Origin of the sequence: Flammeovirga sp. SubArs3, from assembly GCF_947387565.1 — a bacterium.
Classification (GTDB): domain Bacteria; phylum Bacteroidota; class Bacteroidia; order Cytophagales; family Flammeovirgaceae; genus Flammeovirga; species Flammeovirga agarivorans.
In genome coordinates this window covers 361,000-386,661 of the sequence record NZ_CANDOA010000007.1, presented here as the reverse complement: position 1 = coordinate 386,661, position 25,662 = coordinate 361,000, and the positions used below count along the sequence as shown (strand labels likewise).

The window sequence follows — 25,662 nt, the reverse complement described above, 5'->3', positions numbered from 1 at the left end:
GAAAATAGCTCAGCTGGTAGAGCGCAACCTTGCCAAGGTTGAGGTCGCGGGTTCGAACCCCGTTTTTCGCTCAAAAAAGCCTAGTAGATTTTATCTGCTAGGCTTTTTTTTTTCTTTTTGGTGTTATCTGTACATTTTTTTGTATTAATTTGTGTTGCAATAGTAATACTTGTTACATTTGCATGTTTTTAATTCTGCTTGGTCAACGAACAATTGAAGTTTTTTTGGGTGTTGATTTTTTGTGTAGTGACACTGAACGAGCATTAAGGAACTTAAAAACTATAAAGGATTCATATATAAAGCATTTATAATTTTATCATGGCAATCATTACGAAGATCCGAGAAAAATCTGGCGTTGCTGTCGGATTGATCGCAATAGGTCTGATTCTATTTATGGTCGGTGGCGATTTATTGTCACCTAACTCTACATTACTTGGAAGAAACAAGCAAATTGTAGGAGTTATTGGAGGGGATGAAATCGAATTAAGAGAATTTACAGAGATTGTAGATGCTATTAAGGCAAACTATCCTACGCCTCCTAACGAGCAACAATTACAAGGTGTTCGTCAAATGGCATGGAATGAGTTAATCTACCGTGTTGCTTACGGTCAACAAATGGAAGATTTGGGTGTTACTATTTCTCAAGAGGAATTAGACGATATTATTTCTGGTAACAACATCGACCCACAATTTGGTCAATATTTCAGAGACTCGACAGGACAAGTTTCAAAAGAAAATATTCAACAATACTTAAGTATGTTGAAGCAACAAGGTGCTAATTCACAACAGTACCAACAATTCTTGAACTTCGAGCAACAGCTAAAAACTTCTCGTAGCAGAGTAAAATACGAGAACCTAATGTCAAGAACTTATTACGCTTCTGATTTAGAAGGTAAGAAAGAATATGAAAAGCAAAACGATAAAGTAGAAATTGCTTACTTAAACGTTCCTTTTTACGCAGTTGCTGATTCTTTAGTAGACGTAACTGATGCGGATGCTAAAACATACTACAGTGCTCATGAAGAGGAGTTCAAGCGTGATGCTAACAGAGGTATCGAGTTTGTTAGTTTTAAAGTTGAGCCATCAGAAGTGGATAAGAAAAACTTAGAAGCTGAGATGAAAAACTTAAAACGTACGTTTGCTACAACTTCTAACGATACTGCATTTGTAGATTCTCACTCTGAAGGAGCTACAAACTTGATGACTGTAAACATGACAGGTGTTCCAACTTACATGTTGAATGAAGATCTTCAAGTAGGTGAAATCTATGGACCTTACTTTGCGGCTGGAGCTTCTAGAATCTACAAAATTACAGGTACATCAGAAGATACTATTTATTCAGCAAGAGCATCTCATATCTTATTCAAAAACGATCAAGACGATGCTGCTGCTAAGAAAGAAGCTTATGCTACTTTAAGAAAGATCCAAGGTGGTGAAAACTTCGAAGAGTTAGCAAAGAAAACAGGTGATGCTGCTCCTACTACTAAAGCTAACGGAGGTGACTTAAACTGGTTCACTGAAGGTAGAATGGTAAAAGAGTTTGATAAAGCAGTATTCTCTGCAAGAAGAACAGGTTTAATCTCAAGAGTTATTAAAACTCAATTTGGTTACCATATCATTAAAGTAACTGAAACTAAAACGAAAAAGATGTATGACTTGGCAATTGTAGAGAAGAAGTTAACTCCTTCAGATGCTACAATTAACGAAGCATACAGAAAAGCTTCAGTGTTTGCTGCTAAAGCAAAAGGTGGAAGAAGTGATTTCGAAAAAATTGCTGAAGAAGAGAAAATCTTTATTGAGCAAGCTTTAACAATTGCTCCAACTGCTACTTACATCAACAGCTTAAGAGGTAACTCAGTAAGACAAGTAATCCGTTGGGCATACAATGAAGGTAGCGTAAATGAAGTGTCTGAAGTATTTGACTTAGACGATCGTTTCGTAGTTGCTACTATTCTTTCTGCTCGTGAGGAAGGTGTTGCTAACTTTGATGCTGTAAAAAGCGAAGCTAAAGTTCAAGCGACTAAGCAAGCAAAAGCTGAGTATATCAAAAACAAGTTAGCTGGTGCTAAAGGTGATTTAGCTGCTATGGCTAAATCTTATGGTAACGGTGCTAAAACAGATATCGTTAGCGACTTATCATTGAATGATGTTTCTATCCAAGGAATCGGAATTGCTCCAAAGGCAATCGGTACTGCTTTTGGATTGAAAGAAGGTGAGCAATCTGCTCCAATCGTTGATGAGAACAGCGTAATCATCGTAAAAGTTAGAAAAGCAAACAAAGCTTTAGAAACTGCTGATTACACTATCTACCAACGTCAAGTTGAAGGTAGATACTCTAGATCTGCAAACTATAAAATCTTAGAAGCAGTTAAGGATTTATCGGACGTTCAAGATGATCGTTATAAGTTCTTCTAAGAATTTTATTAATAAAATATATAAAAGGCCACCTCACAAGGGTGGTCTTTTTGCTTTTTAGACTTCCTGTTTAATTTTGTACTATGGGCAATATTAAGATTATAGAAACCAACGATGGATCCAGTTCATTGTTTAATGAAGCACTGAACGAGACATATCACTCTTCACATGGAGCATTGACAGAATCTAGATATGTTTTTATCAAGTCAGGTTTTGAAGCTATTTATGAAGGGAAAGAAGAAATAAATATCTTGGAAGTAGGAATGGGTACAGGACTAAATGCTATTCTTATGATAGAACAGGCACTGCTTCATCCCCATGTAAAGATCAATTATACTACCCTAGAACCTTTTCCTTTGACTTCAGATTTGATTGATGGTTTAAATTATAAATCACTTTTATCTGAAGAGCTTACACCGTATTTCGAGGAACTTCACTCTTGTGAGTGGGAAAAGGAAGTATCGATCTTACCTAATTTCACCATCATTAAAAAGGAATCTACTCTGGAAGATCTTTCAGCTGATAAAGATTATTTTCATGTGATCTTTTTTGATGCTTTTGCTCCAAATAAACAGCCTGAGGTTTGGTCTGTAGATAACTTGAAGAAAACTTACAACTACACGGCTCAAGAAGGCATATTTGTTACATATTGTGCAAAAGGACAGCTTAGGAGAGATTTGGTAGAGGTAGGATATGAGGTAGAAAGATATCCAGGCCCTCCTGGTAAAAGAGAAATGCTAAGAGGTTGGAAAAAATAGGATCATGAGAAAAACAGGTTTATTCTTTGGGTCATTTAACCCTATTCATGTTGGTCATTTAATTTTGGCAAATGCGATGGTTCAAAGTGGAGAGGTAGATGAAGTTTGGTTTGTCGTTTCTCCTCAAAATCCATTCAAAAAGAGAAGTTCTTTATTGCATGAATTTGATCGTTTGGATATGGTAAATGCTGCTATCCAAAACAATTTTAACTTTAAGGCATCAGATATCGAATTTAGAATGCCTAAACCTAGCTATACTGTAGATACTCTAGTGTATTTATCAGAAAAGAATCCAATGCATAATTTTAAATTGATAGTTGGGGAGGATAATTTAGCAGGGTTCAAGAAATGGAAGAATCATGAAGTGATATTAAATGATTATGGTTTATTAGTGTATCCAAGGCCTAAGTCAAAGCCTTCAGATCTAAAAGATCATCCTCATGTAAAACTCATAGAGGCACCTATGGTAGATATTTCAGCGACATATATTAGAAATGCTATTAAAGAGAATAAAGATATCAGATACCTTGTTCCTGAAGGGGTAAGAGAATTTATAACTAGTAAACATTTCTACCAAGACTAAAACAAAAAAAGGATTCCAGATCAATATTCAGATATGGAATCCTTTTTTTTATTTGAAAAGAATAGGATTACAATTAATACCCTTGTTCGGACAACATCTGTTTTACATCGTCATTTTTCTCCGCATTAATAGCTTCTGTTACTCTATTCTTAATAGCTTCATTATCTAATAAAGGACTTACAGCTTGGTAAGCTGCAATTTTGGTGTTAGTACTAGAACCTTTATTCGTTGCATATTTTAAAATAATATCGGCTGCTTTTTCTTTATCCTTGTCAGTTTTTAATGTCAATATATATCCTGTCATAGATCTGAACATATATTGTCTAAACTGATCATTCATTTCTGTCAGTTTCTTATCGAACCAATCTAGTTTGCCTTCTACAGCAAGGTCTGTATAGATTAACGAAAGTACAAAAACGATATTAGGGTTTTTAGTATCTTCAAATTGTTCTGCTTTTGGTAGAATACTAGGTCCTTCTATTGAAGATGAAGCATACAATGCTGTAGCTACAACAGCATAAGAGCTATCATTCATTGCGATTTTTGCTGTTTCGATAAATTGCTCATCAATACTGCTCAATACACTAAGTGCAGTTGCTCTCACAGATGCGTTATCATCCTTTAGTACCATCGTACGCATTTTCTTTACAACCTCAGAAATATCTCCTGTACCTTGGTACTGATCAAATACGGCTACTGTTGTTTCTCTAATACCCCAGAACTTATCATCCATAAAAGTCAATAAAGTTGGAATAACAGAAGTATCAGCAACAATAGACTCCCCTAACTTTTCAATTGCTTCTACTCTATGCATTACATTTTCAGCATATTTAGCTTGAAGTGTATAAGCTTGTGGTGATTTAGAGTGATCAAAAACTCCAGGAATGATATGATCGGGATCAAAGATGACTAGATCAGGTTGTTGATCAAACATAAATTGGAATGTTTCTGACGCTTTTGTGATCGTAATTTTTCTTTCTTCCGATTTACCATCATTCCACCAGAATTTCACTTTAGTCGGTATTCTGTAGATTGGAGTATATTCTGGATCTTGTTGTTGTTGAACTAATAGTTTTACTTTTCCATCAATATAAGAATCTTTGATGTAAAAATCAGGATGGCCTGCATTCATAAACCACTGATTAAAGAACCAGTTTAAATCTTGTCCTGTAACTTCTTCAAAGGCAAGTCTAAGGTTGGCAATTTCTGCAGCTTTAAATTCATTGGATTTTAAATAAATAGAAGCCCCTTTAAAGAAGGCATCATCCCCGATTGTATTTCTAAATAAATTTAAGATATACCCACCCTTAGCATAAGAATGACTATCGAACATATCTTCTCTATTGATGTAATGATACCTGATCAGAGGTTCTTGCTTAGTTTCAGATTCATATAGATAACTTTCTAGTTCAGACTGTAACGCAAAATCTGCTTCATCTTTTCCATTCTTGTATTCTCTCCATAGATATTCACTATAGTTCGCCCAAGATTCATTTAACGGAAGGTTTGCCCAAGATTCAGTGGTTACTAAATCTCCAAACCAATGGTGGAATAACTCATGAGCAACGATAAAATCCCAATCCTGATCTAGCTTTTCTCTATCATCGACTTGTACAGACTCCATAAATGTAGAGGCTGTTGTATTTTCCATAGCACCAGACACAAAATCACGGATGATAATTTGTGAATATTTAGCCCAAGGGAAAGGATAGTCAAAACGGTTGGAGAAGTATTCCATCATTTCAGGAGTGCTACCAAAGATTGTTCTGGCGTACTTTTCATAAGCTGGTTCTACATAATAACTAACCTCTTTTCCTCTCCATTCATCTTTCACAACAGCAAAGTCACCAACAGCCATCATTGCTAAGTATACAGAGTGTGGTAGTTCTTGTTTCCAATGATCTGTTCTAGTACCATCACTGTTTTTTTGTTGTGATACTAATTTACCATTCGATAAAGTGACATATTTATCCTGTACAGTCATAAAGATATCTTGCTTCATCTTTACATTAGGATGATCGAATGTAGGGAACCAGCATGAGTTGGCTTGGGTTTCACCTTGTGTCCAGATCTGTTGTGGTTTTCCTATTTCATCACCTAATGGATTGATAAAATATAAACCTTTATCATCAGTGATAGCTTCACTACCATGAGACTGTCTTTCGTTAGGTTTTGCAGTGTAAACAATATGTAGGTGACAAGTTTCATCACTACTATATTCTTTATCTAAAGCTATATTTAGTTGTAAACTATCGTAGGTGTACTCAAGAGCCGCTATTGACTGATTCTGTTTATCTACAAGCTCGATTTTATGTATATCAAAGTGCTTGGCATCAAGGATAATATCACTTTGTGGATAAAAATACGGTTGTAATGTAATAACAGCATCTCCATTCATATGCTGTTTCTCCCAGTAAAAGCTCACTTTTAATTGTGTATGAAGGATCTTAAATGCTTGATCATATGCAGCATGATAAGGTCCTTTCTTTGCTACCCATTCTGGGGTTTGGTCAACATTTTCTTGTGTAGTAGTATCTTCAATAAGTATAGTTTCATCTATTTGGGCTTGGCCGATATCACTTTGACCATTTGCAGCAGGCTGTGTAGTTTTACAGGCTTGCATTGTAGACCCTAATAGTATAGCACTTATTACGGCATGTTTGTAATTAAAGATCATATGTAATTATTTGATGATATAAAGTTCACTAGAACTTTTTCGAGTTTTTTCTTTAAATCGTATTGAAAATACTTCAGAAAATCGAGAGTATTAAAGATATTGATAGAGAATATGACAAAATAGGTACAAATCATTTAATTAATATTCGATTTTCCTTTTTCAACCTTATAAAACTGACAATTTGTCGATGATCAAACACATGGGTCGCTTATTGGTGATCAGATAAACAAAAACATAAAAACTATGGAAAAGAAATTTAGATCAACTACCGTCCTTGCTATTAAAAAGGATGGACAGGTAGCATTAGGAGCAGACGGACAAGCTACTTTTGGAAATACAGTAGCAAAAAGCAATGTAAAAAAAGTCAGAACTTTAATGGGTGGTAAAATTCTTTGTGGATTTGCTGGATCAACTGCTGACGCATTTACTTTAATGGAACGTTTCCAAGAGAAATTAAACGCTTTTGGAGAGTCAAATATGAAGAGAGCTGCTATCGAATTAGCAAAGGATTGGAGAACTGACCGTTACTTAAGAAAATTAGAAGCAATGATGATCGTTGCAGATAAAAATGATGTTTTAATCATTTCTGGTACTGGTGATGTTATTGAACCAGACCATGATATTGCAGCTATTGGATCGGGTAGTATGTATGCTCAGTCAGCAGCTTTAGCATTAAAGAAGCATGCTCCAGACCTAACAGCTGAGGAAATGGTAAGAGAAGGCCTTAGTATTGCCGCTGATATCTGTATCTATACGAACCACAATTTTGTAATTGATACTGTAAAGCAATAAATATTAGACATGGAAAGTTTACCTAAGGAAAACACTCCCATGCAAGAAATAAAGGACCCTGTTCTCATCGAGAATGGGGTTCGTCTTTTTGTAAAGCGTGATGATTTAACCCATCCAGAAGTATCGGGAAATAAATGGAGAAAACTGAAGTATAATCTTTTAAAAGCTAAAGAAGACGGATATGATACAATTTTGACATTTGGAGGTGCTTATTCTAATCATATTCATGCTTTTGCCGCAGCAGGTAAGTTGTATGGTTTAAAAACGATTGGTGTAATTAGAGGAGAAGAACACCTTCCTTTAAATCCAACTTTAGCTTTTGCAAAATCACAAGGAATGCAGTTAACTTATTTAGACCGTACTTCATTCCGTGACTATCGTTCTGCTATACCTCAATTAAAAAATACTTTTGGAGACTTTTATATGGCTCCCATGGGAGGTTCAAATGATTTAGCGTTAGCTGGTGTTGCAGAGTTAGGAGAAGAATTAAATCAATTTGATCACAACATTGATTACTTATGTGCAGCTTGTGGTACCGGAGGTACTTTGGCAGGTTTGATCACTTCAATATCAAGTGAAACAAAAGTAATAGGTTTTCCCGCTCTAAAAGGTGGTGATTTTCTCTATGAAGATATCAATGAATTTATTTCATCAGTGAAAGGCAGAAACAGCTTTCCAGAATGGACATTAAACTTGGAGTATCATTTTGGTGGATATGCCAAAAAGAAACCTGAATTAATGGAGTTTATGGCACTTTTTAATCAAAAATATAACATCGAGCTCGAGCGTATTTATACAGGAAAAATGATGTTTGGAGTATTTGATATGATTAAAAAAGGATTATTTCCAAAAGGATCAAATATAGTAGCATTACATTCTGGAGGTTTACAGATTAATAGGTCGTAGAATATTGGTTTTGATAGTGTTAAAAGCTGTTTTTCTACCTTTAAAACTTGTTTTTTTGATAAAATTAACATATTTTAAACATATTGAAAAAACAAAGTAAATATTACATACAAGGGTCAAATAAAAAGTATCTGACACTGCTAAAAAACGTATAAGGCTATAGAAGTCACAACCAAAAAACACACTATCATGAAAACTACATTCTTATTCACTACACTATTATTGGCATCTTCTTTATTATTCGCTCAGAATAAGGAACTAGAAAAAATCAACGCTCAAGAGTATTCTCATGAGGAATATTCAGTATTAGAATCTTTAGGTCCACATTATGTTCAAAACTTAGAGCATACATTAGATGAATTGGATTGGGGGATTACTAATTACAATGAAAACGAAGCTTTGAAAGATGAAATCACAAAAGTATCTGAAGTATACGTATATAGTTCAGAGGATTTTAGGTTAGTTCATTACCATAATGGAGATGTGCATGATGTTGATTTAGACCAAATTGCACAAAAAGCAGATTTGATCATGTCCTCTGAAGGAACATATTATTATGTTTTAAGAGATTAGATAACTAATTACACACCACATTTTATGTGTTTTAAGGCAATCTGTAGTAGGATTGCCTTATTATTTTCTAAAAACTTTAAAGGAAGTGGTAAACTATAAATGAATCTTCTAAATTTGCAGTCGAAGAATGTTTAAGTTCAGAGGCATTACTTCTGTCCTTAAGTATTGGAATTCATTAGATAGTGTACCACAAATAATATACTGATGTCTTCAGTTAAAATCTTTTCAGCTTCGGGAACGGAGTATCTCGCGAGCAAAATCGCACACTCTTATGGTAAATCCTTAGGAGATGTTGTTCTACAACGCTTTAGTGATGGCGAAATCTCAACTCACTTTAATGAATCAGTAAGAGGTTGCGATGTATTTATCATCCAATCTACTTGTCCTCCAGCTGACAACCTACTAGAACTACTTTTACTAATTGATGCTGCAAAAAGAGCATCAGCTTCTACTGTTACTGTATTGCTTCCATACTTTGGATATGCTCGTCAGGACAGAAAAGACAAGCCAAGAGTAGGTATCGGTGCTAAATTGATAGCAAATCTTTTAACAGCATCTGGTGCGACGAGAGTAGTTACTTGCGAATTGCATGCTGACCAAATCCAAGGTTTCTTCGATATTCCTGTAGTTCACCTACAATCATCACCTATTTTTGTTCCTTACATTGAAAGCTTAGGTCTTGATAACCTTACTTTTGCTTCTCCAGACGTAGGAGGCGCTAAAAGAGCAAGATCATATGCTAAGCACTTCAAGTCTGATATCGTTATGTGTGATAAGCACAGAGAGAGAGCAAACGAAGTAGCTTCAATGCAAGTGATTGGTGATGTTAAAGATAAGAACGTTATTCTAATCGATGATTTAGTAGATACAGCAGGTACTTTATGTAATGCTGCAGAAATCATTATGGAGAGAGGAGCTAAATCTGTAAGAGCAATCTGTACACACGGTGTATTATCAGGTCCTGCTTACGATAGAGTGGCTGCTTCTAAATTAGAAGAATTAGTAGTTACAGATACTTTACCTGTAGAAAACAGAGAAAAAGTACACGTACTTTCAGTTGCTGAGCTATTTGCAAAAGCAATCAGAAAGATTCAAGATCATGAATCAATCAGTTCTTTGTTTATCTAAACAAAACAGCTGAAACAATATTCTTAAGGCTATATTCTGACATAACTTGTTGGGATATAGCCTTTTTTGTGTTAATAAGATACTAATAATCTTTTCTTTTATAAGAAAAATAGTTTACCTTTGCACGCTGATTTTCCATAATAGGAGAATCTAAGTTAACATGTTTTGGGATGGGATCTACCTTCGAGAAAGGGAGGATCAAGTACCAAGGCGTTTATACATGTTTTACTTTTATAATTAAAATTTACGATGAGAACAGTAGAAATCATTGGTTACAAGCGTGAAACTTTAGGTAAAAAATCTGCTAAAGACTTAAGAGCTGAAGGTTTAGCTCCATGTGTAATCTACGGTGGTGAAGAGCCTATTCACTTTGCAGTACCAATGTACTTATTCAAGGATATTATTTATACTCCTGAAGTATGTTTCGTAAACATCAACATCGAAGGTGTTGAGAAAACAGCAATTATCCAAGACTACCAATTACACCCAATTTCTGAGGTGTTATTGCATGCAGATTTCTTAGAATTAAATGAGAGCAAGCCAATCAAAATGGAAGTTCCAGTAAAATTCGTAGGTTCATCTCCAGGTATGCAAATGGGTGGTAAGTTAGTTGCTAAACTTAGAAAAATTAAGGTTAAAGCACTTCCTGCTAACATGCCAGAGAACGTAGAAGTATCTATCGAAGGTTTAGAGTTAGGTAAATCAGTTCGTGTTGGTGCAATCGAAGCTAAAGATTACGAAATCTTATACAACGATTCAGTAACAGTAGGTTCAATTGCTATTCCAAGAGCATTACGTTCAGCTATGGACGCTGCAGACGCAGAATAGTTTTAGCCTATTTTATAAAAAAGAGAGGTATTACTTCGGTAATACCTCTTTTTTTATCTCTAAACTTCCCTTATTTGCTGATTTCCAATCTTTTTTGTAAAATAACAAATGAATACTCACTCACTAAATACTATATGCTAACCTCAGAATCATCCACTTATTTTATAGAAGTAGAAAACGGTAATATTGAATGTCTCCAATTAGGAAATGGACCTAAGCTATTAATATGCCTTCATGGGTTTGGAGACAATGTGAATTTATTTAGAGAAATAGCCCCTGCTTGGACAAATGATTATACTTTAGTCTCTTTTTCATTGCCTTACCATGGTAATACTGAATGGAAGCCATCCCATTTTTCTTCTAGGAATATTCGAGAGATAATAGATTCTATTTTAAAGAAGTACGATCAAGAAAGGTTCTCTATTCTAGGATATAGTATGGGTGGAAAGATTACGATGTATTGTGTGCAGAAATATTATTCTGATCAGATAGATCGAATGATTCTTTGTGCATCGGATGGTTTAAAGACACATACTCTTTATGATGTATCAAAATTGCCCCGTTGGTATTTAGAGTTGATGATGATACTGATGCGTTTTCCAAAATTAATGTTCAAAGTGGTAGGTTTTATTTATAATAGAGGGCTACTGTCGAAGTTTCTTTATGATTTCTTTATGAATCACTTTGAAACTGAAAAACAGAGGAGACGATTTTTCGGAACAGCTACTTCGTCTCGGTTTATGAAGCCAGACTTAAATAAAATAGCAGATATAGTAAACCAGAATAAAATACCTGTTGATATGTATTTTGGAGAAAGAGATGAGGTAATATTAATAGATGGTGCTGTGAAATTTTCTGAGAAAATAAATAATGTTAGATTTTTTCAACTACCAAAAGGTCATCTTTTGATCGATGAGGATTTATGTAAGCTGATGTCTGAAAATTAAATACTATTTTCTGAAACGGTAAGTCGCTTTCAGAATAAATACATCATTAACAGCTGTATCAAAAATATTATTGACAATTTCTGAAAATGAGAATTCTCTGAAGGGTTCAACAACATCTCCTCTACTCTGAGACCATACAGCAAAGAAGGTACATCCAGGCTTGTATTCCCACCTTAAGACAAAGTTTGAGTTGAAATCAGTAACATCGAAGTCGGGTTTTTCGAAAGAGTAATTTCCCTTTTCATCAATAACTGTATATTCTTCTGAAGCATCATTATATTCGATCTCATCAGTAGAGAATTGATGGAACCTGTCATGATAATTCTTTGCTTTAGGAGTATCTGACACTCTTTTGAAATCATAATAATCACCTCTTGATGCAAAAGGTTGAGCGTAGTATTGCAACGATAGGTTAGGTCTAAGGATTAAGTTACCTCTTAAGGTAAAGCCAGTAGTATGTTGTTCAATTCTACCAAGAATATAATTATCACCTCTACCATTTTGTTCTGTTGTAACGTATTGTACGTCGTCACTGTTATAGGCGAAGAAAGGAGAAATACTAATTTCCAATGCATTGATGGGTCTGTAAGTTAGGCCGACCCATGCATCAATTTGCTTTCCGCTGTTCTGATGTGCAATTCTGTTTCTATTACCAAAGTTAAAGTAAAGTTTCTTTCTGGAATCACTTTCTATATTCCAACGGAATCCTTCTCTATCTGGGTCTAGAAATGCGGGACCACCTCTTAGTTTAAAGTTACTTAGTCGGTGAATTTGGAAGGCACCACCACCACTTAAAGTCCAAAAGTTCTGAAATTGTAAATCAAACCCACCGTGAATACCAAAGTAAGTCACTCGACCTCCATAATCATAGTATAGGTATTCACGTAAATCCGCATTGATACTTCTAAAAACGCCAACTGGTTGAAGGGTACGGTAATCAATTCGAGACCATTGGGCTATGATATCTGCCGAATTCATAAAGCCAACATCATTGATCTCAAATTTAGGCGACCTCCAAGTACCTCCTACTTCATAACGTATCGGAGACCCTCCACTTCTACCAAATTTAAGATAACCACCTGTTCCTAATAGTGAAGTAGCGGTAGTGTCTACAGAAACATAATCAGCATCAGGTCTCTGAAAAAAGTGTCGACCTGATTCTTGGGTTTCTGTAATGGCAGTAGGGTCACCTTCTACATAACTAGCCATAAAATTACCTTGAAGGTAATAAGTTCTATCCTTCCATTGATGTAATATATCTACACCACCACTATATGCATTAGTATGTAAAAAGTTTAATGATTCCGATTCGATATTCCGGTTTGTTGATGTAAAAGCCATTCCAATAACCGAATTACCTTGGTTAATATCTTGGGTTGCCCTTGCTACAAGATAGCTTGTAAAAGGCTCAACAGTTTCTTTAGAAGTTTCTCCTTTAGTGCTGATTTCTGCCTCAGTTTTAGCAGTAAAGTTCTGCATGATACCAAAAGCAAATCCATTCTTATTTTTCCCTGTTAATTTATAAGCACCTAAAATAGGGACTACTTTAGGTTCATCGATATATTGTCCTTCATCAATAGAAGGAGAATAACTTGGTTTTTTACCAATACGCCTAGTGTATATAAGGTTATCTCTCGAAAAGCTTCCTCCCGATCTTGATTTCGTAGCATCAAACGAAAGCGTATTTCTTCCTTCTATAAAGAAGGGTCTTCTTTCTTGAAGATAAATTTCAAATGTAGATAAATTCAGCTGAGATGGGTCTGCTTCAACTTGCCCAAAATCAGGATTAATAGTGAAGTCAAAAGTAATATCACTAGTGATACCTATTTTGCCATCTACACCTGCATTAATAGAATATTCAGAACCTGTTTGATATGGATTACCTTCCTCTTTAGGCCCTCTGTCATTTCTGCCTAATACATAAGGAGCAACCTCAAGTTGTTTTTGTGGTTTGATTCCATTTAGTCCAACCAATTCTCCAAAATGATGTACCCAGCCTGAAGCATCTTTTGGAATATATTGCCAATATGACCTTTCATTTTTTCTAAATAAACGACGAGTAACTTGTAATCCCCAAGTCAAGTGTTCTTTGTTGGCAAACCTCAATTGAGACAGTGGAATTTGTATTTCTGCATTCCAACCCTCGGCATCAACAGATGTTTTTGTCCACCAAATAGCGTCCCAATTGCTGTCCCAATCATTACCGTCTTGACTGATTGCTTCATCACCTATAACACCAGAAGCACTTACAGTAAAAGAAAAAGCATTGGTAAGGTCATGGTATGAATCGATATTCACTTCTACAAAATCACCTTCAAAACCATCTCTTCTAGACATTCTTTTAACAATGCTATCTGGAGAAGAGTCATATGCTTTGATTGCTATGTAGAGGTATTTTTCATCATACATTAACTTAAAAGCGGTTTGCTGAGAAGGTGGTGCACCATCAATAGGGTCTCTTTGAGTAAAGTTGGTACCCCACTCTACATTGTTCCATGCGTCATCATCAAAAGAACCATCGATAGTGATTTTTCCTTTCTCGAGCGAATGAGTGGTATAACTTCTTCTAGCAATATTATCCTGAGCAAAAGAAGAAACATAACTACACAATAGTAGAAGAACAAAGTATGTTAGATAGGATTTCAATGGAAGGTGTAAGTAAGTAGAATGGATTGTATGATATTGAATGAGAGGGCTTAAATGCCTTAGGGATAAAAGTAAAGAATCTTAAGGGAAAATAGAAAGTCTTGCTTACCTTTTTAAAAGAAAAGATAAGCAAGAAAAATCGCAGCTATTACTCCTGCAATATCGGCGACTAAACCACAGGTAATTGCATACCTTGTTTTCTTTATATTTACTGAGCCAAAATATACTGCAATGATATAAAATGTTGTATCTGTAGCTCCTTGCATCATTGATGATAGCTTACCAGCAAAAGAGTCTGTTCCTTGAGCATTCATAATATCAAGCATTACACCTCTTGCTCCACTGCCACTTAATGGTTTCATAAATGCCACAGGTAAGGCATCAACAAAAGCTGCATCAATACCGACACCGTCTTGTACTACCCACTTCACCCCATCAATAATAAAATCCAATGCTCCAGAAGCCCTGAACATACCTATTGCTACAAGTATTGCTACTAGATATGGAATAATAGTTACAGCTGTTTTAAAACCTTCTTTTGCACCTTCAATAAATGCGTCATATGCATTTACTTTTTTGTATGCTGCTAAACCAACAAAAGAGGTAATGATAAATAGTAAAATAAAATTACCTGCTACTGAAGAAACAGCGTTTGCTTGTTCAGGAGAAAGGTTATAGAATAAAGTAATTGTACCTGTAATAATGGCTACTAATCCTCCTAAATATGCTAATATGACTTTATCTAGAAGGTTGATTTTTTGATAAATAGATACAATTAGTAATCCTGCTAAAGAAGAAATACTAGTAGCTAATAAAATAGGTATGAATACATCTGTTGGAGAAGCAGCCCCCAATTCAGATCGGTACATCATAACTGTAATAGGAATTAGTGTTAACCCTGATGTGTTAAGTACCAAAAACATGATCATTGGGTTTGATGCAGTGTCTTTTTCCTTATTTAACTCTTGTAACTCTTTCATTGCTTTTAACCCAAGAGGTGTCGCTGCATTGTCCAAGCCCAACATATTTGCAGAAAAGTTCATCATCATTGATGAGATAGCAGGGTGATTTTTAGGGACATCTGGAAAGATTCGAGAAAAGAATGGCCCAACTAACTTTGACATTACTTGTACTGCCCCTCCTTTTTCTCCTACACTCATGAGGCCCATCCAGAGAGCAAGTGTGCCAGTAAGCCCAATAGAGATATCAAATGCTGTCTTTGACATACTAAATGTACTTTCAATTATAGCTTGAAAAGTGGATGCATCCCCTAAGAAGATCCAATTGATTAGTGCGACAACAAATGCTCCAATGATAAAAAATATCCAAATATAATTGAGGGCCATATATTCGTATGATTATTGTAAATATCAAAAAATGTATAACGAATATATAATAAAAAAGTCACTATGAATGTCTCATAGTGACTTAAAATTTCGTCTTAAACGTTTTTATTTTAATTCTTGACGTTTGGTCAGCATTGAACCTATTACAATTCCTAGGATGGGTAATACTACACCGATAAGTGCATAGTATTGTAATGCCCAAACAGAGATTTCGATTGTCTCAGGATTAGTAGCTAATCCAAAGAGAGGGCTTCCGTAATAGACAATAGCACTGCCAAGTCCTAGGGCTCCTAATCCGAAACCTAGAACCAACGAAACTTTTACAAGTTTCGCTAATGCATTAATCACTCTTTCTATTAAAGTTAGACGATTACTGTTTTGAAAAAGTGATAGCAGAGATGGGACAATAACTCCCGCAACTGCTAATAATGTTAGTGTTCTCATATACTCTATTCTTATGTATAATGTGTTGATAGTTGAGATTATATAATTAATTTTATAATTAAATAATCATGTTAATACTCACTTGTTAACGATTGTTTCTTAAATTAACTTCATTAATGTTACAATATAGTAATTTCTATAAATATTTTACATTGTAATCTTCGGATAGTACAATGAAATTAAATAAATTTCTTCAAATTTTTCAATTTAATTGTATTTTAAACACCAATTAAAAAGAGGTTGGATTAAACTAATTATACTCTATCTAGTAAATTCATGATATTAAAACGTCTTATTACCTTTTTTGTTTACTATATTCTGTTAATAAGTGGTGTCGCTGCACAGACTGAAATAGAGTCAAAAGGTATAGCTCAAATTTTTAATGGAGAAATCGAAGAATCCATTAATACATTTAGAGCATCATTAAAGGAAAATCCCAATTCAACGCTCTCACAATTCGCTTTAGCCAACCAACTGTTTGAGAAGGTAGTAGATAAAAAAGCGAAAGAAATGCACATCATACGATTCAAAAACATGGATGAGTATTTTGCCGATCTTCGCGAAGCCTATAAATGGTCTGTACTAGCATCAGAAAGTTATGTAGATCTTGATGAATCAGATAAATTAATGATCAGACAATCATTATCTGTAGCAGGTGATGAAGTAACGGGTTATTTGTCGTCAAGAATTCAACAAGAAGCCTATGCTTATCTTCAACAAGCTCCTTATCGTCGTCCAACTTACCAATTGTATAGAACAGAGGTATACAATAGAATTATGGAAGGTGATACATTAATTGCTTTACGAGAGATATTAATCCGTCAATGTGGAGACTATATTAGTGACTACCCTGATTCTAAATATATTCCAAAAGTAAATGAAATTAGAAAAGGTGTATTAAAAGAGTATTTAGACAATACATCGCTGCGTCAATATGGTAACAGAAGCGGTCATATGTATGAACGTTATTGCAAGGATATCATAGAGTTATACTCAAAAGATGAATTAAAAAAGATTGTTCCTCTTTTTTATGGTAAAGAATATGGGTTCTCTCCGTCGAATATGTATAAGTCGGATGGTTATAAAAAACTCAAGGCATTTGCTGATGCAGAAGGTACTAGTATTATCGAAATACTATGTCAATTAAATATCCATGATAGAGGATGTGATACTGCAAATACAGAATTATACGATCGTTTTGTAAAACAGATGGCTCCAATGGACATTGCTTTGATTGCAGTAAAGAAAATGACAGAGGATGCTTTTAGAAAAGGAGATTACGAATATGTAAAGAATATATACGCTACGTATAAATCATATTTTCCAGATCAAGAAAATTATTTTGATAGAATCATAACAACGCTTGGTGATACAAGTAATCCTAGAGAACTAAAAAATATAGGGAATAAGATTAATACTGTTGCCAGAGAATATCAGCCTGTAATTACCTTAGATGAAGAATATTTATTTTTTGCTAGAAAAACTGCAAAATCTGGAGAAGACGTCTATGTTTCTAAAAAAGACTTTTATGGAAATTGGTCTCTAGCTCAAGAAATAGTTGAAGTGAATACAGAATCACACGAAGTACCTATGGGTATCAGTGGTGATGGTCAGACGTTATTGCTATATGGTAACTATAGTAAGCTTAGAAAATTCTCATATGTAAGAGGTACAGAGTCCAGGTTAGGAAAAGGAGACTTTTACTATTCAAAAAAACAAAGAGATGGTACTTGGAGTGCAGTTAATGTTTTTCAGTATCCAATAAATACACCTTATTATGAATCAGGTTTAAGCCTTAGTTTAGATGGCGATGTAGCTTTTTTTACTTCAGATAGGCCAGGAGCAGTTGGAGAATATAATCCTAATTACCCAGAAGATGGTCTTTACTTCCATGGAGCAGGAGAATTTAATACTGATATATATGTTAGTGTTAAGAATGATGATGGTAGTTGGGGAGAGCCTGTTAATTTAGGTGAGGTGATCAATACACCATTTGCAGAAAAGAACCCTTATTTACACCCTGACAAAGAAACCTTATACTTTTGTTCAGATGGCCATCCGGGCTTTGGTGGTTATGATATTTTTATGTCAAAACGACTAAATCCTAACTCATGGACAGAATGGAGTGAACCGGTTAACATGGGAATTGCGGTTAATGGTGTAGATGATGATGCTTTTTATCTTACTTCAGCTGGTAATAAGGCATTGGTAGTTTCCTCTAAAGGAGATGTGAACTATGGTCGTGATGATATTTATGAATTAGAAATTCCTGAACACTTACGCCCTTTACCTATGTTGTTTGCTCACGGTAAAGTAGTAGATAAAAATGGAGAGGGAATCTCAAAAGTGAAAATTAAGATCAATACAGCTGACGGTGTTGAAGTACATGAAAAGTATACAGGTGATAATGGAGAGTTTCAATTAGCATTACCTCCAGATACGGACTATGTAGTTTATGTTGATGATGATGACCTCATTGGTAGTAGTATTGAGATCAAAGAAGATAGTGACCCTGATAAGAACTTTAGTTTATCAGCCATGGAAACTGTAAACTTAACAGATGAAGAAGATGCTACTTTCGTCATGAATTCTTTAAACTTCGATACTAATTCTTTTAATATCCGTAAAGAATCCTTTTTTGATCTTGATCGATTGGTTGCGATGATGAATCGAAATGAATTATGGATTTTAATCATTGAAGGCCATACGGATAATGTAGATTCAAAAGAATATAACATAGAGCTGTCGAAAAATAGAGCCAATGCTGTAAAAGAGTATCTGATATCTAAAGGAGTACACCCAACGAGAATAGATGCATATGGTTACGGAGAAGAAAGACCAGTGGGTAGTAATGCAACTTCTTCGGGTCGACAGGAAAATCGCAGAGTTGTATTTACTATATTAAAATAAAAAAGGCACTTTATAAAGTGCCTTGTAAGGGTGTAAATAGTAGCAATGTTTTTGTCAACTAAATGTGTTTAAGTAGAAAGTAGCAATGAGAAAATAGCGTTTCCAATAGGGTGAACAAACAACAACGTAGACCTTTGTCTACAAATATTTTTATAGTAGAAAGTAGCTAGAACCAACAGTTATTTTCTTTATTTGATAACTCAAATTTACATTCATTTACTTAATAAAACAAAATAAAAAACATCATTTGTAAACATTTATTTACAATTGGTTGGTAAATAATTGATAGCTAGATAAATAAAATCAAGTGCTTTTTTGGTTTAAGTACTCAATGTTAGGTGAAGTTGTGGATTCGATTGATATTTCAAAAAAATAAAAAGAAAAATAGATTTTGGTATTTTTTGAAGTAAAGTGAATAATTTAGTACACATTTTGTTATTTGTTCAGTATCTTATGAGATAAATCGAATTTTTATTCGTTCTCTTATTAGAAAGCTCGTTCGAGAAAACATAAAAGTGAAAAAGTTATTTTGGTAGTCTTTGCACTACCTGAACACCAAAATAGTTATGCAGACTGTTATTAATACTCTTACTATTATTCCGATATTATTCATCAGCCTTTTCACTGTTGATTACAACACTACTTCTATTGCTGCTCAAGGAGGTAGACCTACTTTTACTGTAATTAAACAAGATGTTCCTAAAGCTTGTCCATTAGGAGGTTTACATTTAATTGAAGGGATCGTTCGTTCTGCCAATCCAGACGAATACGTAGATATCTACATTTATCTACAGAATTACAACGGATCGTGGACGAAACAAGTATTCAAAAGAAAAGGAGGCGGAGTTGTCAAGTTAGACTTGTCTTCATGTGATTACACAGGTAATTATTATGCTCTGGCTGATTATGCTTACAATTCTGGTAAGAAAATGCCAAGTGTTGAGCAAGTAAAGGCGAAGCATGAAGAAAAAGGAAAGAATCCGAAATTCAGAGTAACTGAAAAATATCCTTTCAAAGAATGTGAAGGAGATGCTATCGGTACTTATTTCAAACAAGGAGAAGTTTTTACACCTAAAGGTCAAAAGGTCGAAGTGACAATGTACCTACAGAAAGCTGATGGTTCTTGGAGAAAGAAGCATTATAAGAAAGTAGGTTCAGGTTTTATTCCATTAGAAATCAAAGGATGTGATTTAAATGGAGTATATAAATCTCGTATTGTTTATGCTAATTAATCTTAGTAGAAATAAAAAAATAGGCTTTTTAGAAACTTTTTGATGTATTATATAGTAGATACATAGGAACTTGAATCTACTATATAAAATTTTTAATTGTCTCTTTGACTATTGAATAATTCAAAAAAACTAGTATTTTCGCAGAAAATCAAAAATGAGATATAAATTAAATTTTATGTCTCATTGACCAATTTGTATTAACAAAAAACTATTATAAATATGTACTGGACATTAGAATTAGCTTCTTATTTAGAAGATGCACCATGGCCTGCAACAAAAGATGAGTTAATTGACTACTCTGACCGTACAGGTGCACCAGTAGAAGTAATCGAAAATCTTCAAGAATTAGAGGACGATGGCGAACCATACGAAAGTATTGAAGAAATCTGGCCTGATTACCCTACAAAAGATGACTTCTTCTTTAACGAAGACGAATATTAATCCCAAAAAGGTATAATATAAAACTGCGGCTGTGTCATTAATATTAAGACACAGCCGCAGTTTTTTTATATTCTATTTTTAAGAGGCTAGTTCAATAAAGCTTCGCCTAACTTTAAATCTTCTGGTGTAGTTATTTTGATATTTTCGTAGTTTCCTTCGAAAAGATGAACGGAGTGACCTGAAAACTCAGCAACGCTAGCATCATCAGTAAATATATCTCTATAATCATTCTCAAAGGCAGGGAAGATAACATCTGAACGGAATGTTTGTGGTGTTTGTACCATTCTATATTCACTTCTATCTTCAGTACGATTTTCATTCTCTCCTACCCAACGTATAGATTCTTTTAAGGCAACTGTTGGAATAGCTGTACCAAAACTTGCAGCTTCAGTAAAGCTTTTTTGTATCACCGAAGTATCTACTAAAGGTCTAACACCATCATGAATTGCGATAAGACAATCTTGGTTAGGGATATATTGTAAAGCATTATCTACAGACTGAAAACGTGTATTTCCACCAGTAACTACTTGATGAGGTGTTGAGAAACTATATTCCTCAACTAATGATTTCCAAGTAGGTATTTGATCCTTAGGAAGTGTAATAATAATTTGAATATTGTCTTCAGCTTGATGAAATTTATTGATAGTATGCATTAAAATCGGAAGGCCTTTCATCAGAAGAAACTGCTTAGGGACTTCACTGCCCATCCTTGTTCCTCTTCCTCCGGCTACGATTATGCTATATTTTTTCATTTTGTTTATTATGTTTCTATGATTGATGTGATACTACAAAAAAAGTTGTATTTACTCTTGAATAAAAGGAATCCAACAAAGAATACATATATATAACATTGTGTTATAAAAGTATATTCTCACTGATTTACTATATTAAAGTTACACCTTATTTGATAGAACTTGTAACCCATATTGCAACTTTCGAAATATTCATTAGAAAAATCCAAGCGATAGTTAAAAGCAGAATCTACAAACCTAAAAGCCATGAATTCAACACACCTGATTTACTTTATAGAAGACAATACAACAGAAAATATGCTGATGAAATTAGCATTACAGAAGCTACCGAATATTGAGGCAAAATTCTTTTCTAATGGTTTTAAATTATTAGAAGCATTTGAGAAAGAACCAGCAAAAATTATTGTTACTGATTTAATGATGCCAGAAATTTCGGGTCATCAGATTATCCATACGCTTCGTAAACAATCAAAAGAAACACTAGTGATTGTTATTTCTGCACAAGAAGAAGTAAATCAAATTGCAGACTTACAGGCTTTGGGAATCTTTAACTATGTAGTAAAAGGAGATCATTGCTTAAGCTATCTCAAAAAAACAATAGAAGTAGCTTGTTATCTCTTGGATGAAGGATATCAGTTTTAATTTTTTAGCTTCAATGTGTTCATCATATGTATCATGTCTTCTTTTACATAATCGATGAGTGGAGCCAATGAATCATTCTGAGTAGATGTAGGGAAGTATAATGCAGCTCTGAAAAAGTGTTTTGTAGAGTCTGTAACAAAAAACTGGAACTGACTTGGTACATCACCTTCTATTTCATACATCACTGCAGCATATCCATTATTTGTTTGTGTACTATACTCGTCAATGGCTGTAGCTCGAACATTGTGTTTAAAAGTAAGTACATTAGATGTGTTTGTATATCCTACAAGAGAGTCGAAATTAGCTAACTTTTTATATGAGATATCTACAGTAGCATCAAACTGAGGATACTTTACTTCTACCCAATAAGGTTCTGACATAAATGAAGAGTCAGGTACAAGAATAGCATTACTTGCTAATTCAAACTGGTATGGATACCCTTTTAATTCTTTGTTTTTAAAGACTTGATCAGAGTATGCATGATTAGGCATTTCGATTCTATGAAAGCCTCTAGGTTTTGGTAAGTAAGCTTGATCAGTACTGCTTCCGCAGCTAAATAATATTACTGGTATGAAAAGTAAGCTTAAAAAATTATTTATTTTCATGAAGTTTGTTTTTCGTCTTCTTCGAATTCGGCTTGTAAACGTTTGATATGTTGTTCATCATTGAATTTAACATGAACGGTTTTAATACGTTTTTTATCTACAGCTTTAATCGTAAAAGTTATATCTCTATAGTCTATTTTCTTTCCTGTTGAAGGCATTTCTTGTAAAAGTTCAAGGATCAATCCTCCTAAGGAGTCGCTTTCACCTTTTACTTTATCGAAATAATCAGGAGATAGTAATGCTAACCTTTCAAAGTCTACTAATGATGTTTTACCATCTAGGTTAAAGCTAGCATCTTGGCTGACATAATCTTGTACAAGGTCACCGTCAAACTCATCGTTAATATCACCTACAATTTCTTCGATAATATCTTCTAGAGTTACTAATCCTGTGGTACCACCGTATTCATCGACAATAATTGCCATATGTACCCTACGTTCTTGGAAATCTCTTAAGAGTTCATCAATTTTTTTTGACTCCGGAACATAGTAAATATCTTTTCTGATAATCCTTTTCCATTCGAAATGTTCATTCTTATCCAAGTATGGAAGTAGATCTTTGATATATAAGATACCCACCAAAGAATCTATTGTATCTTCATACACAGGAAGTCTTGAAAAGGAATTTTTATTGATATGATCCATCAACTCATGGAAGTCGATTTCTTTGTCTAAAGCATTCATGTCAGTTCTAGAAACCATAATTTGTTTTACAGTTTTTGAACCAAAATGAACAATGCCTTTCAACATTTCACTTGCTTTATCGTCAACTTTATCTGTTGCTAAACTAACAGCTTGGTCTACTTCGTTGACGGATACTTCAAGGTTATAATTTCTTTTAGCCAAAGCTTTTTCCATGGTATTACCCATTGAAGTAAGCAACAAGGCCAATGGTTTACAAACTTTTATGGAAACAATCCAGAAGGTAATCATTCTTCTGGCAAAATTTAGGCTATTCTTTGTGGCATATATTTTTGGCACAATTTCGCCGATAAATACCACCAATGCGGTTACAACAAAGGTTAGTGTGATAAAAATTTCTGCACCATCTCTTGCAATACCTATATCATCTGCTACTTGCCAAGCGATGAAAGTAGATATCATAACTATTGCAACATTGACAAAGTTATTACAGATCAATATTGTTGCTAATAGTAGTTGTGGGGTCTGTAGTAGACTAAATACTTTTTTACCAACCTCATCATCTCCTTCCCTACATTCTTTTATTTGTTCGGGTGTTAGAGAGAAGAAAGCTACTTCGGAACCAGAAATTAATCCCGATAAAATGAGTAAAAGCACCACTACTAATGCGGCACCCCAAGGTACATTTTGGAGTGAAAACATTAATAGTGGCATTACTGGGTGTGACAAATCACCTTCCATGAATTTCGTTTAAGTTCAAAAAACATTTAGAAAGGCAGATCGTCGTTGCTGCCTTCTGCGGCACTCAAGTCTGGTGTAGCTGCTGCTGCCGCAGGTGCAGGAGAAGCCGCTTGAGCCTGGCTAGGAGCATCTGCTGCAGTTGGTGGAGCATAAGCATTATTACCAACTTGTCCTTCAGGTCTATTATCAAGCATCACCATATCTCTAGCTACTACTTCGGTAGCATAGCGAGTGATTCCGTCTTTTTCATAACTACGAGTAGTCAATTTACCCTCAAGATAAATTTTACTACCTTTCTTTAAATATCTTTCAGCAATAGTTGCTAAACCTCTCCACATAACGATGTTATGCCATTCAGTTTGTGTTTGTCTATTGCCGTCTCTGTCAGTATAGCTTTCAGATGTAGCAAGAGAGAATGTGGCAACACTTGCACCACCTTCTAGATGTCTCACTTCTGGGTCTCTACCCAAGTTTCCTACTAAGATGACTTTGTTAACTCCAGCCATTTTTTTGTTTTGGTTCTGTTAATTATTAAAATATGAATCATTAAGTTGTTTGAAATGATCAGAAAAGATTTTCTTCTCTGATTCCAAAATACTTAATAAATATATTTTGTCAAATAATTCTCTAAAATGATCGGCTTCCCAACCGATTTAATTTCCTCAATATCCATCCACTGATAATCAGTATGTTTATCTGGTATAGAAATTTGAGTCTGCAATTTTACATGAAAAAACTCAATAAATAACTTTCTGTGTGATAACAAATGCTTAAACGTTTCACTCTTATGAAAGATAGTGTTTTCATGTATTTCTAATCCTGTATTTTCAAGAATAATGCCTGTTGAAAACTCGGTAGGTTTATCTGCCGTTTCTGACAATGGAAAGTCATATAAACCTGTCCAAATGTCACCTTCGGCTCTTTTCTTTAAGATAAATCGGCCATTATGTTCGATCACAAAATACTGAAGATAACGGTTGCTTACTTTTACCTTTTTTAGCTTAACAGGTCTGATACTGATGATATCCTTAATTCTAGCTTCACATTCTTGTACAAAAGGACAATCTTCACAGCGAGGACTTTTAGGAGTACATTGGATAGCTCCCATTTCCATTAATGCCTGATTGAATATATCTGGTGAGCTTTCTGAAATCAATTCATTGGCTACTTCAGTAAAAACTTTTTGTCCTTTTCCAGATGCAATGTCATGGTCGATATCAAATATTCTTGATAATACTCGATAGACATTACCATCTACAGTTGCGACTTTTTCCTTAAAACCAAATGATGCAATAGCTGCTGCTGTATATTTACCAACCCCTTTTAAGGTCAGTAAATCTTTATAATTATCAGGAAATTGACCGTTCCACTTTTCCATCACTTCATTGGCAGCAATATGCATATTTCTGGCTCTAGAGTAATATCCTAACCCTTGCCATAAATGAAGCACTTTGTCGATATCTGCTGCTGCAAAATCTTTTACCGTTGGAAAATTTGCTACAAACTTTTCATAATAAGGTAGTCCTTGTTGTACTCTTGTTTGTTGAAGGATAATTTCCGATAACCATATTTTATAAGGATCGGTAGTATGTCTCCAAGGAAGGTCTCGTTTATTTTTCTCGTACCAATTGATGAGCCGATCGGCAAATTCCATA

22 protein-coding genes and 1 tRNA gene are annotated in these 25,662 nt (G+C 34.5%); 14 read left to right on the top strand and 9 right to left on the bottom strand.

Annotation, left to right across the window (positions count from 1 at the left end):
• The 4 genes from QL232_RS20425 (at position 1) to nadD (ending at position 3,756) form a co-directional block, all read left to right on the top strand.
• Positions 1-71 (top strand) — tRNA-Gly (locus QL232_RS20425).
• A gap of 247 nt (positions 72-318) precedes the next feature.
• On the top strand, positions 319-2,415 hold the full coding sequence (locus QL232_RS20420) for a SurA N-terminal domain-containing protein (protein ID WP_281615565.1): 2,097 nt from the start codon (positions 319-321) through the stop codon (positions 2,413-2,415).
• 83 nt (positions 2,416-2,498) lie between these two features.
• Positions 2,499-3,173, top strand: a complete 675-nt coding sequence (gene mnmD / locus QL232_RS20415) for a tRNA (5-methylaminomethyl-2-thiouridine)(34)-methyltransferase MnmD (protein ID WP_281615564.1) — start codon at positions 2,499-2,501, stop codon at positions 3,171-3,173.
• A gap of 4 nt (positions 3,174-3,177) precedes the next feature.
• Positions 3,178-3,756: a nicotinate (nicotinamide) nucleotide adenylyltransferase gene (gene nadD, locus QL232_RS20410; RefSeq protein ID WP_281615563.1), complete on the top strand. Its 579-nt coding sequence runs from the start codon at positions 3,178-3,180 to the stop codon at positions 3,754-3,756.
• Positions 3,757-3,829: 73 nt separating this feature from the next.
• On the opposite strand, the gene QL232_RS20405 is transcribed toward nadD, so the two are convergent.
• A complete protein-coding gene (locus QL232_RS20405; RefSeq protein WP_281615562.1) occupies positions 3,830-6,433 on the bottom strand; it encodes a M1 family aminopeptidase in 2,604 nt (867 codons plus the stop codon).
• A gap of 243 nt (positions 6,434-6,676) precedes the next feature.
• Between QL232_RS20405 and hslV the strand changes: the two genes are divergently transcribed.
• The 6 genes from hslV to QL232_RS20375 all read left to right on the top strand — a co-directional run bounded on the left by hslV (position 6,677) and on the right by QL232_RS20375 (position 11,607).
• Positions 6,677-7,225: an ATP-dependent protease subunit HslV gene (hslV, locus tag QL232_RS20400; protein ID WP_168883576.1), complete on the top strand. Its 549-nt coding sequence runs from the start codon at positions 6,677-6,679 to the stop codon at positions 7,223-7,225.
• 9 nt (positions 7,226-7,234) lie between these two features.
• Entirely contained in the window at positions 7,235-8,131 is an 897-nt protein-coding gene (locus tag QL232_RS20395) for a pyridoxal-phosphate dependent enzyme (RefSeq protein ID WP_168883577.1), read from the top strand.
• Positions 8,132-8,320: 189 nt separating this feature from the next.
• Complete coding sequence (locus QL232_RS20390) at positions 8,321-8,704, top strand: hypothetical protein (protein ID WP_168883578.1); 384 nt, start codon at positions 8,321-8,323, stop codon at positions 8,702-8,704.
• A gap of 204 nt (positions 8,705-8,908) precedes the next feature.
• Positions 8,909-9,832, top strand: coding sequence for a ribose-phosphate pyrophosphokinase (locus tag QL232_RS20385; RefSeq protein WP_281615561.1), 924 nt, complete (start codon positions 8,909-8,911; stop codon positions 9,830-9,832).
• A gap of 249 nt (positions 9,833-10,081) precedes the next feature.
• Positions 10,082-10,660: a 50S ribosomal protein L25/general stress protein Ctc gene (locus QL232_RS20380; RefSeq protein WP_281615560.1), complete on the top strand. Its 579-nt coding sequence runs from the start codon at positions 10,082-10,084 to the stop codon at positions 10,658-10,660.
• A gap of 134 nt (positions 10,661-10,794) precedes the next feature.
• A complete protein-coding gene (locus tag QL232_RS20375) occupies positions 10,795-11,607 on the top strand; it encodes an alpha/beta fold hydrolase (protein ID WP_281615559.1) in 813 nt (270 codons plus the stop codon).
• Between the two features lie 3 nt (positions 11,608-11,610).
• Here the strand turns inward: QL232_RS20375 and QL232_RS20370 are convergent, their stop codons facing one another.
• The 3 genes from QL232_RS20370 to QL232_RS20360 form a co-directional block, all read right to left on the bottom strand.
• Positions 11,611-14,253 carry a DUF5916 domain-containing protein gene (locus QL232_RS20370; RefSeq protein ID WP_281615558.1) on the bottom strand — a complete coding sequence of 881 codons (2,643 nt, stop codon included), beginning with the start codon at positions 14,251-14,253 and terminating at the stop codon, positions 11,611-11,613.
• A 113-nt stretch (positions 14,254-14,366) separates the two neighbouring features.
• Entirely contained in the window at positions 14,367-15,599 is a 1,233-nt protein-coding gene (locus tag QL232_RS20365; protein ID WP_281615557.1) for a spore maturation protein, read from the bottom strand.
• 105 nt (positions 15,600-15,704) lie between these two features.
• Entirely contained in the window at positions 15,705-16,043 is a 339-nt protein-coding gene (locus QL232_RS20360; protein WP_168883584.1) for a hypothetical protein, read from the bottom strand.
• A gap of 276 nt (positions 16,044-16,319) precedes the next feature.
• Between QL232_RS20360 and QL232_RS20355 the strand changes: the two genes are divergently transcribed.
• From QL232_RS20355 to QL232_RS20345, 3 genes are all read left to right on the top strand, one after another.
• Positions 16,320-18,953 carry an OmpA family protein gene (locus QL232_RS20355; RefSeq protein ID WP_281615556.1) on the top strand — a complete coding sequence of 878 codons (2,634 nt, stop codon included), beginning with the start codon at positions 16,320-16,322 and terminating at the stop codon, positions 18,951-18,953.
• A 566-nt stretch (positions 18,954-19,519) separates the two neighbouring features.
• On the top strand, positions 19,520-20,185 hold the full coding sequence (locus QL232_RS20350; protein ID WP_168883586.1) for a hypothetical protein: 666 nt from the start codon (positions 19,520-19,522) through the stop codon (positions 20,183-20,185).
• 219 nt (positions 20,186-20,404) lie between these two features.
• On the top strand, positions 20,405-20,626 hold the full coding sequence (locus QL232_RS20345; protein WP_044211605.1) for a DUF2795 domain-containing protein: 222 nt from the start codon (positions 20,405-20,407) through the stop codon (positions 20,624-20,626).
• A gap of 86 nt (positions 20,627-20,712) precedes the next feature.
• On the opposite strand, the gene QL232_RS20340 is transcribed toward QL232_RS20345, so the two are convergent.
• A complete protein-coding gene (locus QL232_RS20340) occupies positions 20,713-21,378 on the bottom strand; it encodes a 2-C-methyl-D-erythritol 4-phosphate cytidylyltransferase (protein WP_168883587.1) in 666 nt (221 codons plus the stop codon).
• A 246-nt stretch (positions 21,379-21,624) separates the two neighbouring features.
• On the opposite strand from QL232_RS20340, the gene QL232_RS20335 reads away from it, so the two are divergent.
• Positions 21,625-22,020, top strand: coding sequence for a response regulator (locus QL232_RS20335; RefSeq protein ID WP_281615555.1), 396 nt, complete (start codon positions 21,625-21,627; stop codon positions 22,018-22,020).
• Here QL232_RS20335 and QL232_RS20330 read toward each other — a convergent pair.
• The 4 genes from QL232_RS20330 to mutY form a co-directional block, all read right to left on the bottom strand.
• A complete protein-coding gene (locus QL232_RS20330; protein ID WP_168883589.1) occupies positions 22,017-22,625 on the bottom strand; it encodes a gliding motility lipoprotein GldD in 609 nt (202 codons plus the stop codon). The two genes, QL232_RS20335 and QL232_RS20330, sit on opposite strands and share 4 nt — an antisense overlap.
• Positions 22,622-24,007 (bottom strand): gliding motility-associated protein GldE, encoded by a 1,386-nt coding sequence (gene gldE, locus QL232_RS20325; RefSeq protein ID WP_168883590.1) that lies wholly within the window; start codon positions 24,005-24,007, stop codon positions 22,622-22,624. Before gldE ends, QL232_RS20330 begins: the two co-directional genes overlap by 4 nt.
• Positions 24,008-24,033: 26 nt before the next feature.
• On the bottom strand, positions 24,034-24,513 hold the full coding sequence (locus QL232_RS20320) for a single-stranded DNA-binding protein (RefSeq protein WP_168883591.1): 480 nt from the start codon (positions 24,511-24,513) through the stop codon (positions 24,034-24,036).
• Positions 24,514-24,605: 92 nt separating this feature from the next.
• Positions 24,606-25,661, bottom strand: coding sequence for an A/G-specific adenine glycosylase (mutY, locus tag QL232_RS20315; RefSeq protein ID WP_281615554.1), 1,056 nt, complete (start codon positions 25,659-25,661; stop codon positions 24,606-24,608).
• Position 25,662: the final 1 nt, after the last annotated feature.

What these genes read in the sequence shown, in the direction of transcription:
- QL232_RS20420 (WP_281615565.1), top strand. Translation starts at nt 319, where the DNA reads ATGGCAATCATTACGAAGATCCGAGAAAAATCTGGCGTTGCTGTCGGA.
- mnmD (WP_281615564.1), top strand. Translation starts at nt 2,499, where the DNA reads ATGGGCAATATTAAGATTATAGAAACCAACGATGGATCCAGTTCATTG.
- nadD (WP_281615563.1), top strand. Translation starts at nt 3,178, where the DNA reads ATGAGAAAAACAGGTTTATTCTTTGGGTCATTTAACCCTATTCATGTT.
- QL232_RS20405 (WP_281615562.1), bottom strand. Translation starts at nt 6,433, where the DNA reads ATGATCTTTAATTACAAACATGCCGTAATAAGTGCTATACTATTAGGG.
- hslV (WP_168883576.1), top strand. Translation starts at nt 6,677, where the DNA reads ATGGAAAAGAAATTTAGATCAACTACCGTCCTTGCTATTAAAAAGGAT.
- QL232_RS20395 (WP_168883577.1), top strand. Translation starts at nt 7,235, where the DNA reads ATGGAAAGTTTACCTAAGGAAAACACTCCCATGCAAGAAATAAAGGAC.
- QL232_RS20390 (WP_168883578.1), top strand. Translation starts at nt 8,321, where the DNA reads ATGAAAACTACATTCTTATTCACTACACTATTATTGGCATCTTCTTTA.
- QL232_RS20385 (WP_281615561.1), top strand. Translation starts at nt 8,909, where the DNA reads ATGTCTTCAGTTAAAATCTTTTCAGCTTCGGGAACGGAGTATCTCGCG.
- QL232_RS20380 (WP_281615560.1), top strand. Translation starts at nt 10,082, where the DNA reads ATGAGAACAGTAGAAATCATTGGTTACAAGCGTGAAACTTTAGGTAAA.
- QL232_RS20375 (WP_281615559.1), top strand. Translation starts at nt 10,795, where the DNA reads ATGCTAACCTCAGAATCATCCACTTATTTTATAGAAGTAGAAAACGGT.
- QL232_RS20365 (WP_281615557.1), bottom strand. Translation starts at nt 15,599, where the DNA reads ATGGCCCTCAATTATATTTGGATATTTTTTATCATTGGAGCATTTGTT.
- QL232_RS20360 (WP_168883584.1), bottom strand. Translation starts at nt 16,043, where the DNA reads ATGAGAACACTAACATTATTAGCAGTTGCGGGAGTTATTGTCCCATCT.
- QL232_RS20355 (WP_281615556.1), top strand. Translation starts at nt 16,320, where the DNA reads ATGATATTAAAACGTCTTATTACCTTTTTTGTTTACTATATTCTGTTA.
- QL232_RS20350 (WP_168883586.1), top strand. Translation starts at nt 19,520, where the DNA reads ATGCAGACTGTTATTAATACTCTTACTATTATTCCGATATTATTCATC.
- QL232_RS20345 (WP_044211605.1), top strand. Translation starts at nt 20,405, where the DNA reads ATGTACTGGACATTAGAATTAGCTTCTTATTTAGAAGATGCACCATGG.
- QL232_RS20340 (WP_168883587.1), bottom strand. Translation starts at nt 21,378, where the DNA reads ATGAAAAAATATAGCATAATCGTAGCCGGAGGAAGAGGAACAAGGATG.
- QL232_RS20335 (WP_281615555.1), top strand. Translation starts at nt 21,625, where the DNA reads ATGAATTCAACACACCTGATTTACTTTATAGAAGACAATACAACAGAA.
- QL232_RS20330 (WP_168883589.1), bottom strand. Translation starts at nt 22,625, where the DNA reads ATGAAAATAAATAATTTTTTAAGCTTACTTTTCATACCAGTAATATTA.
- gldE (WP_168883590.1), bottom strand. Translation starts at nt 24,007, where the DNA reads ATGGAAGGTGATTTGTCACACCCAGTAATGCCACTATTAATGTTTTCA.
- QL232_RS20320 (WP_168883591.1), bottom strand. Translation starts at nt 24,513, where the DNA reads ATGGCTGGAGTTAACAAAGTCATCTTAGTAGGAAACTTGGGTAGAGAC.
- mutY (WP_281615554.1), bottom strand. Translation starts at nt 25,661, where the DNA reads ATGGAATTTGCCGATCGGCTCATCAATTGGTACGAGAAAAATAAACGA.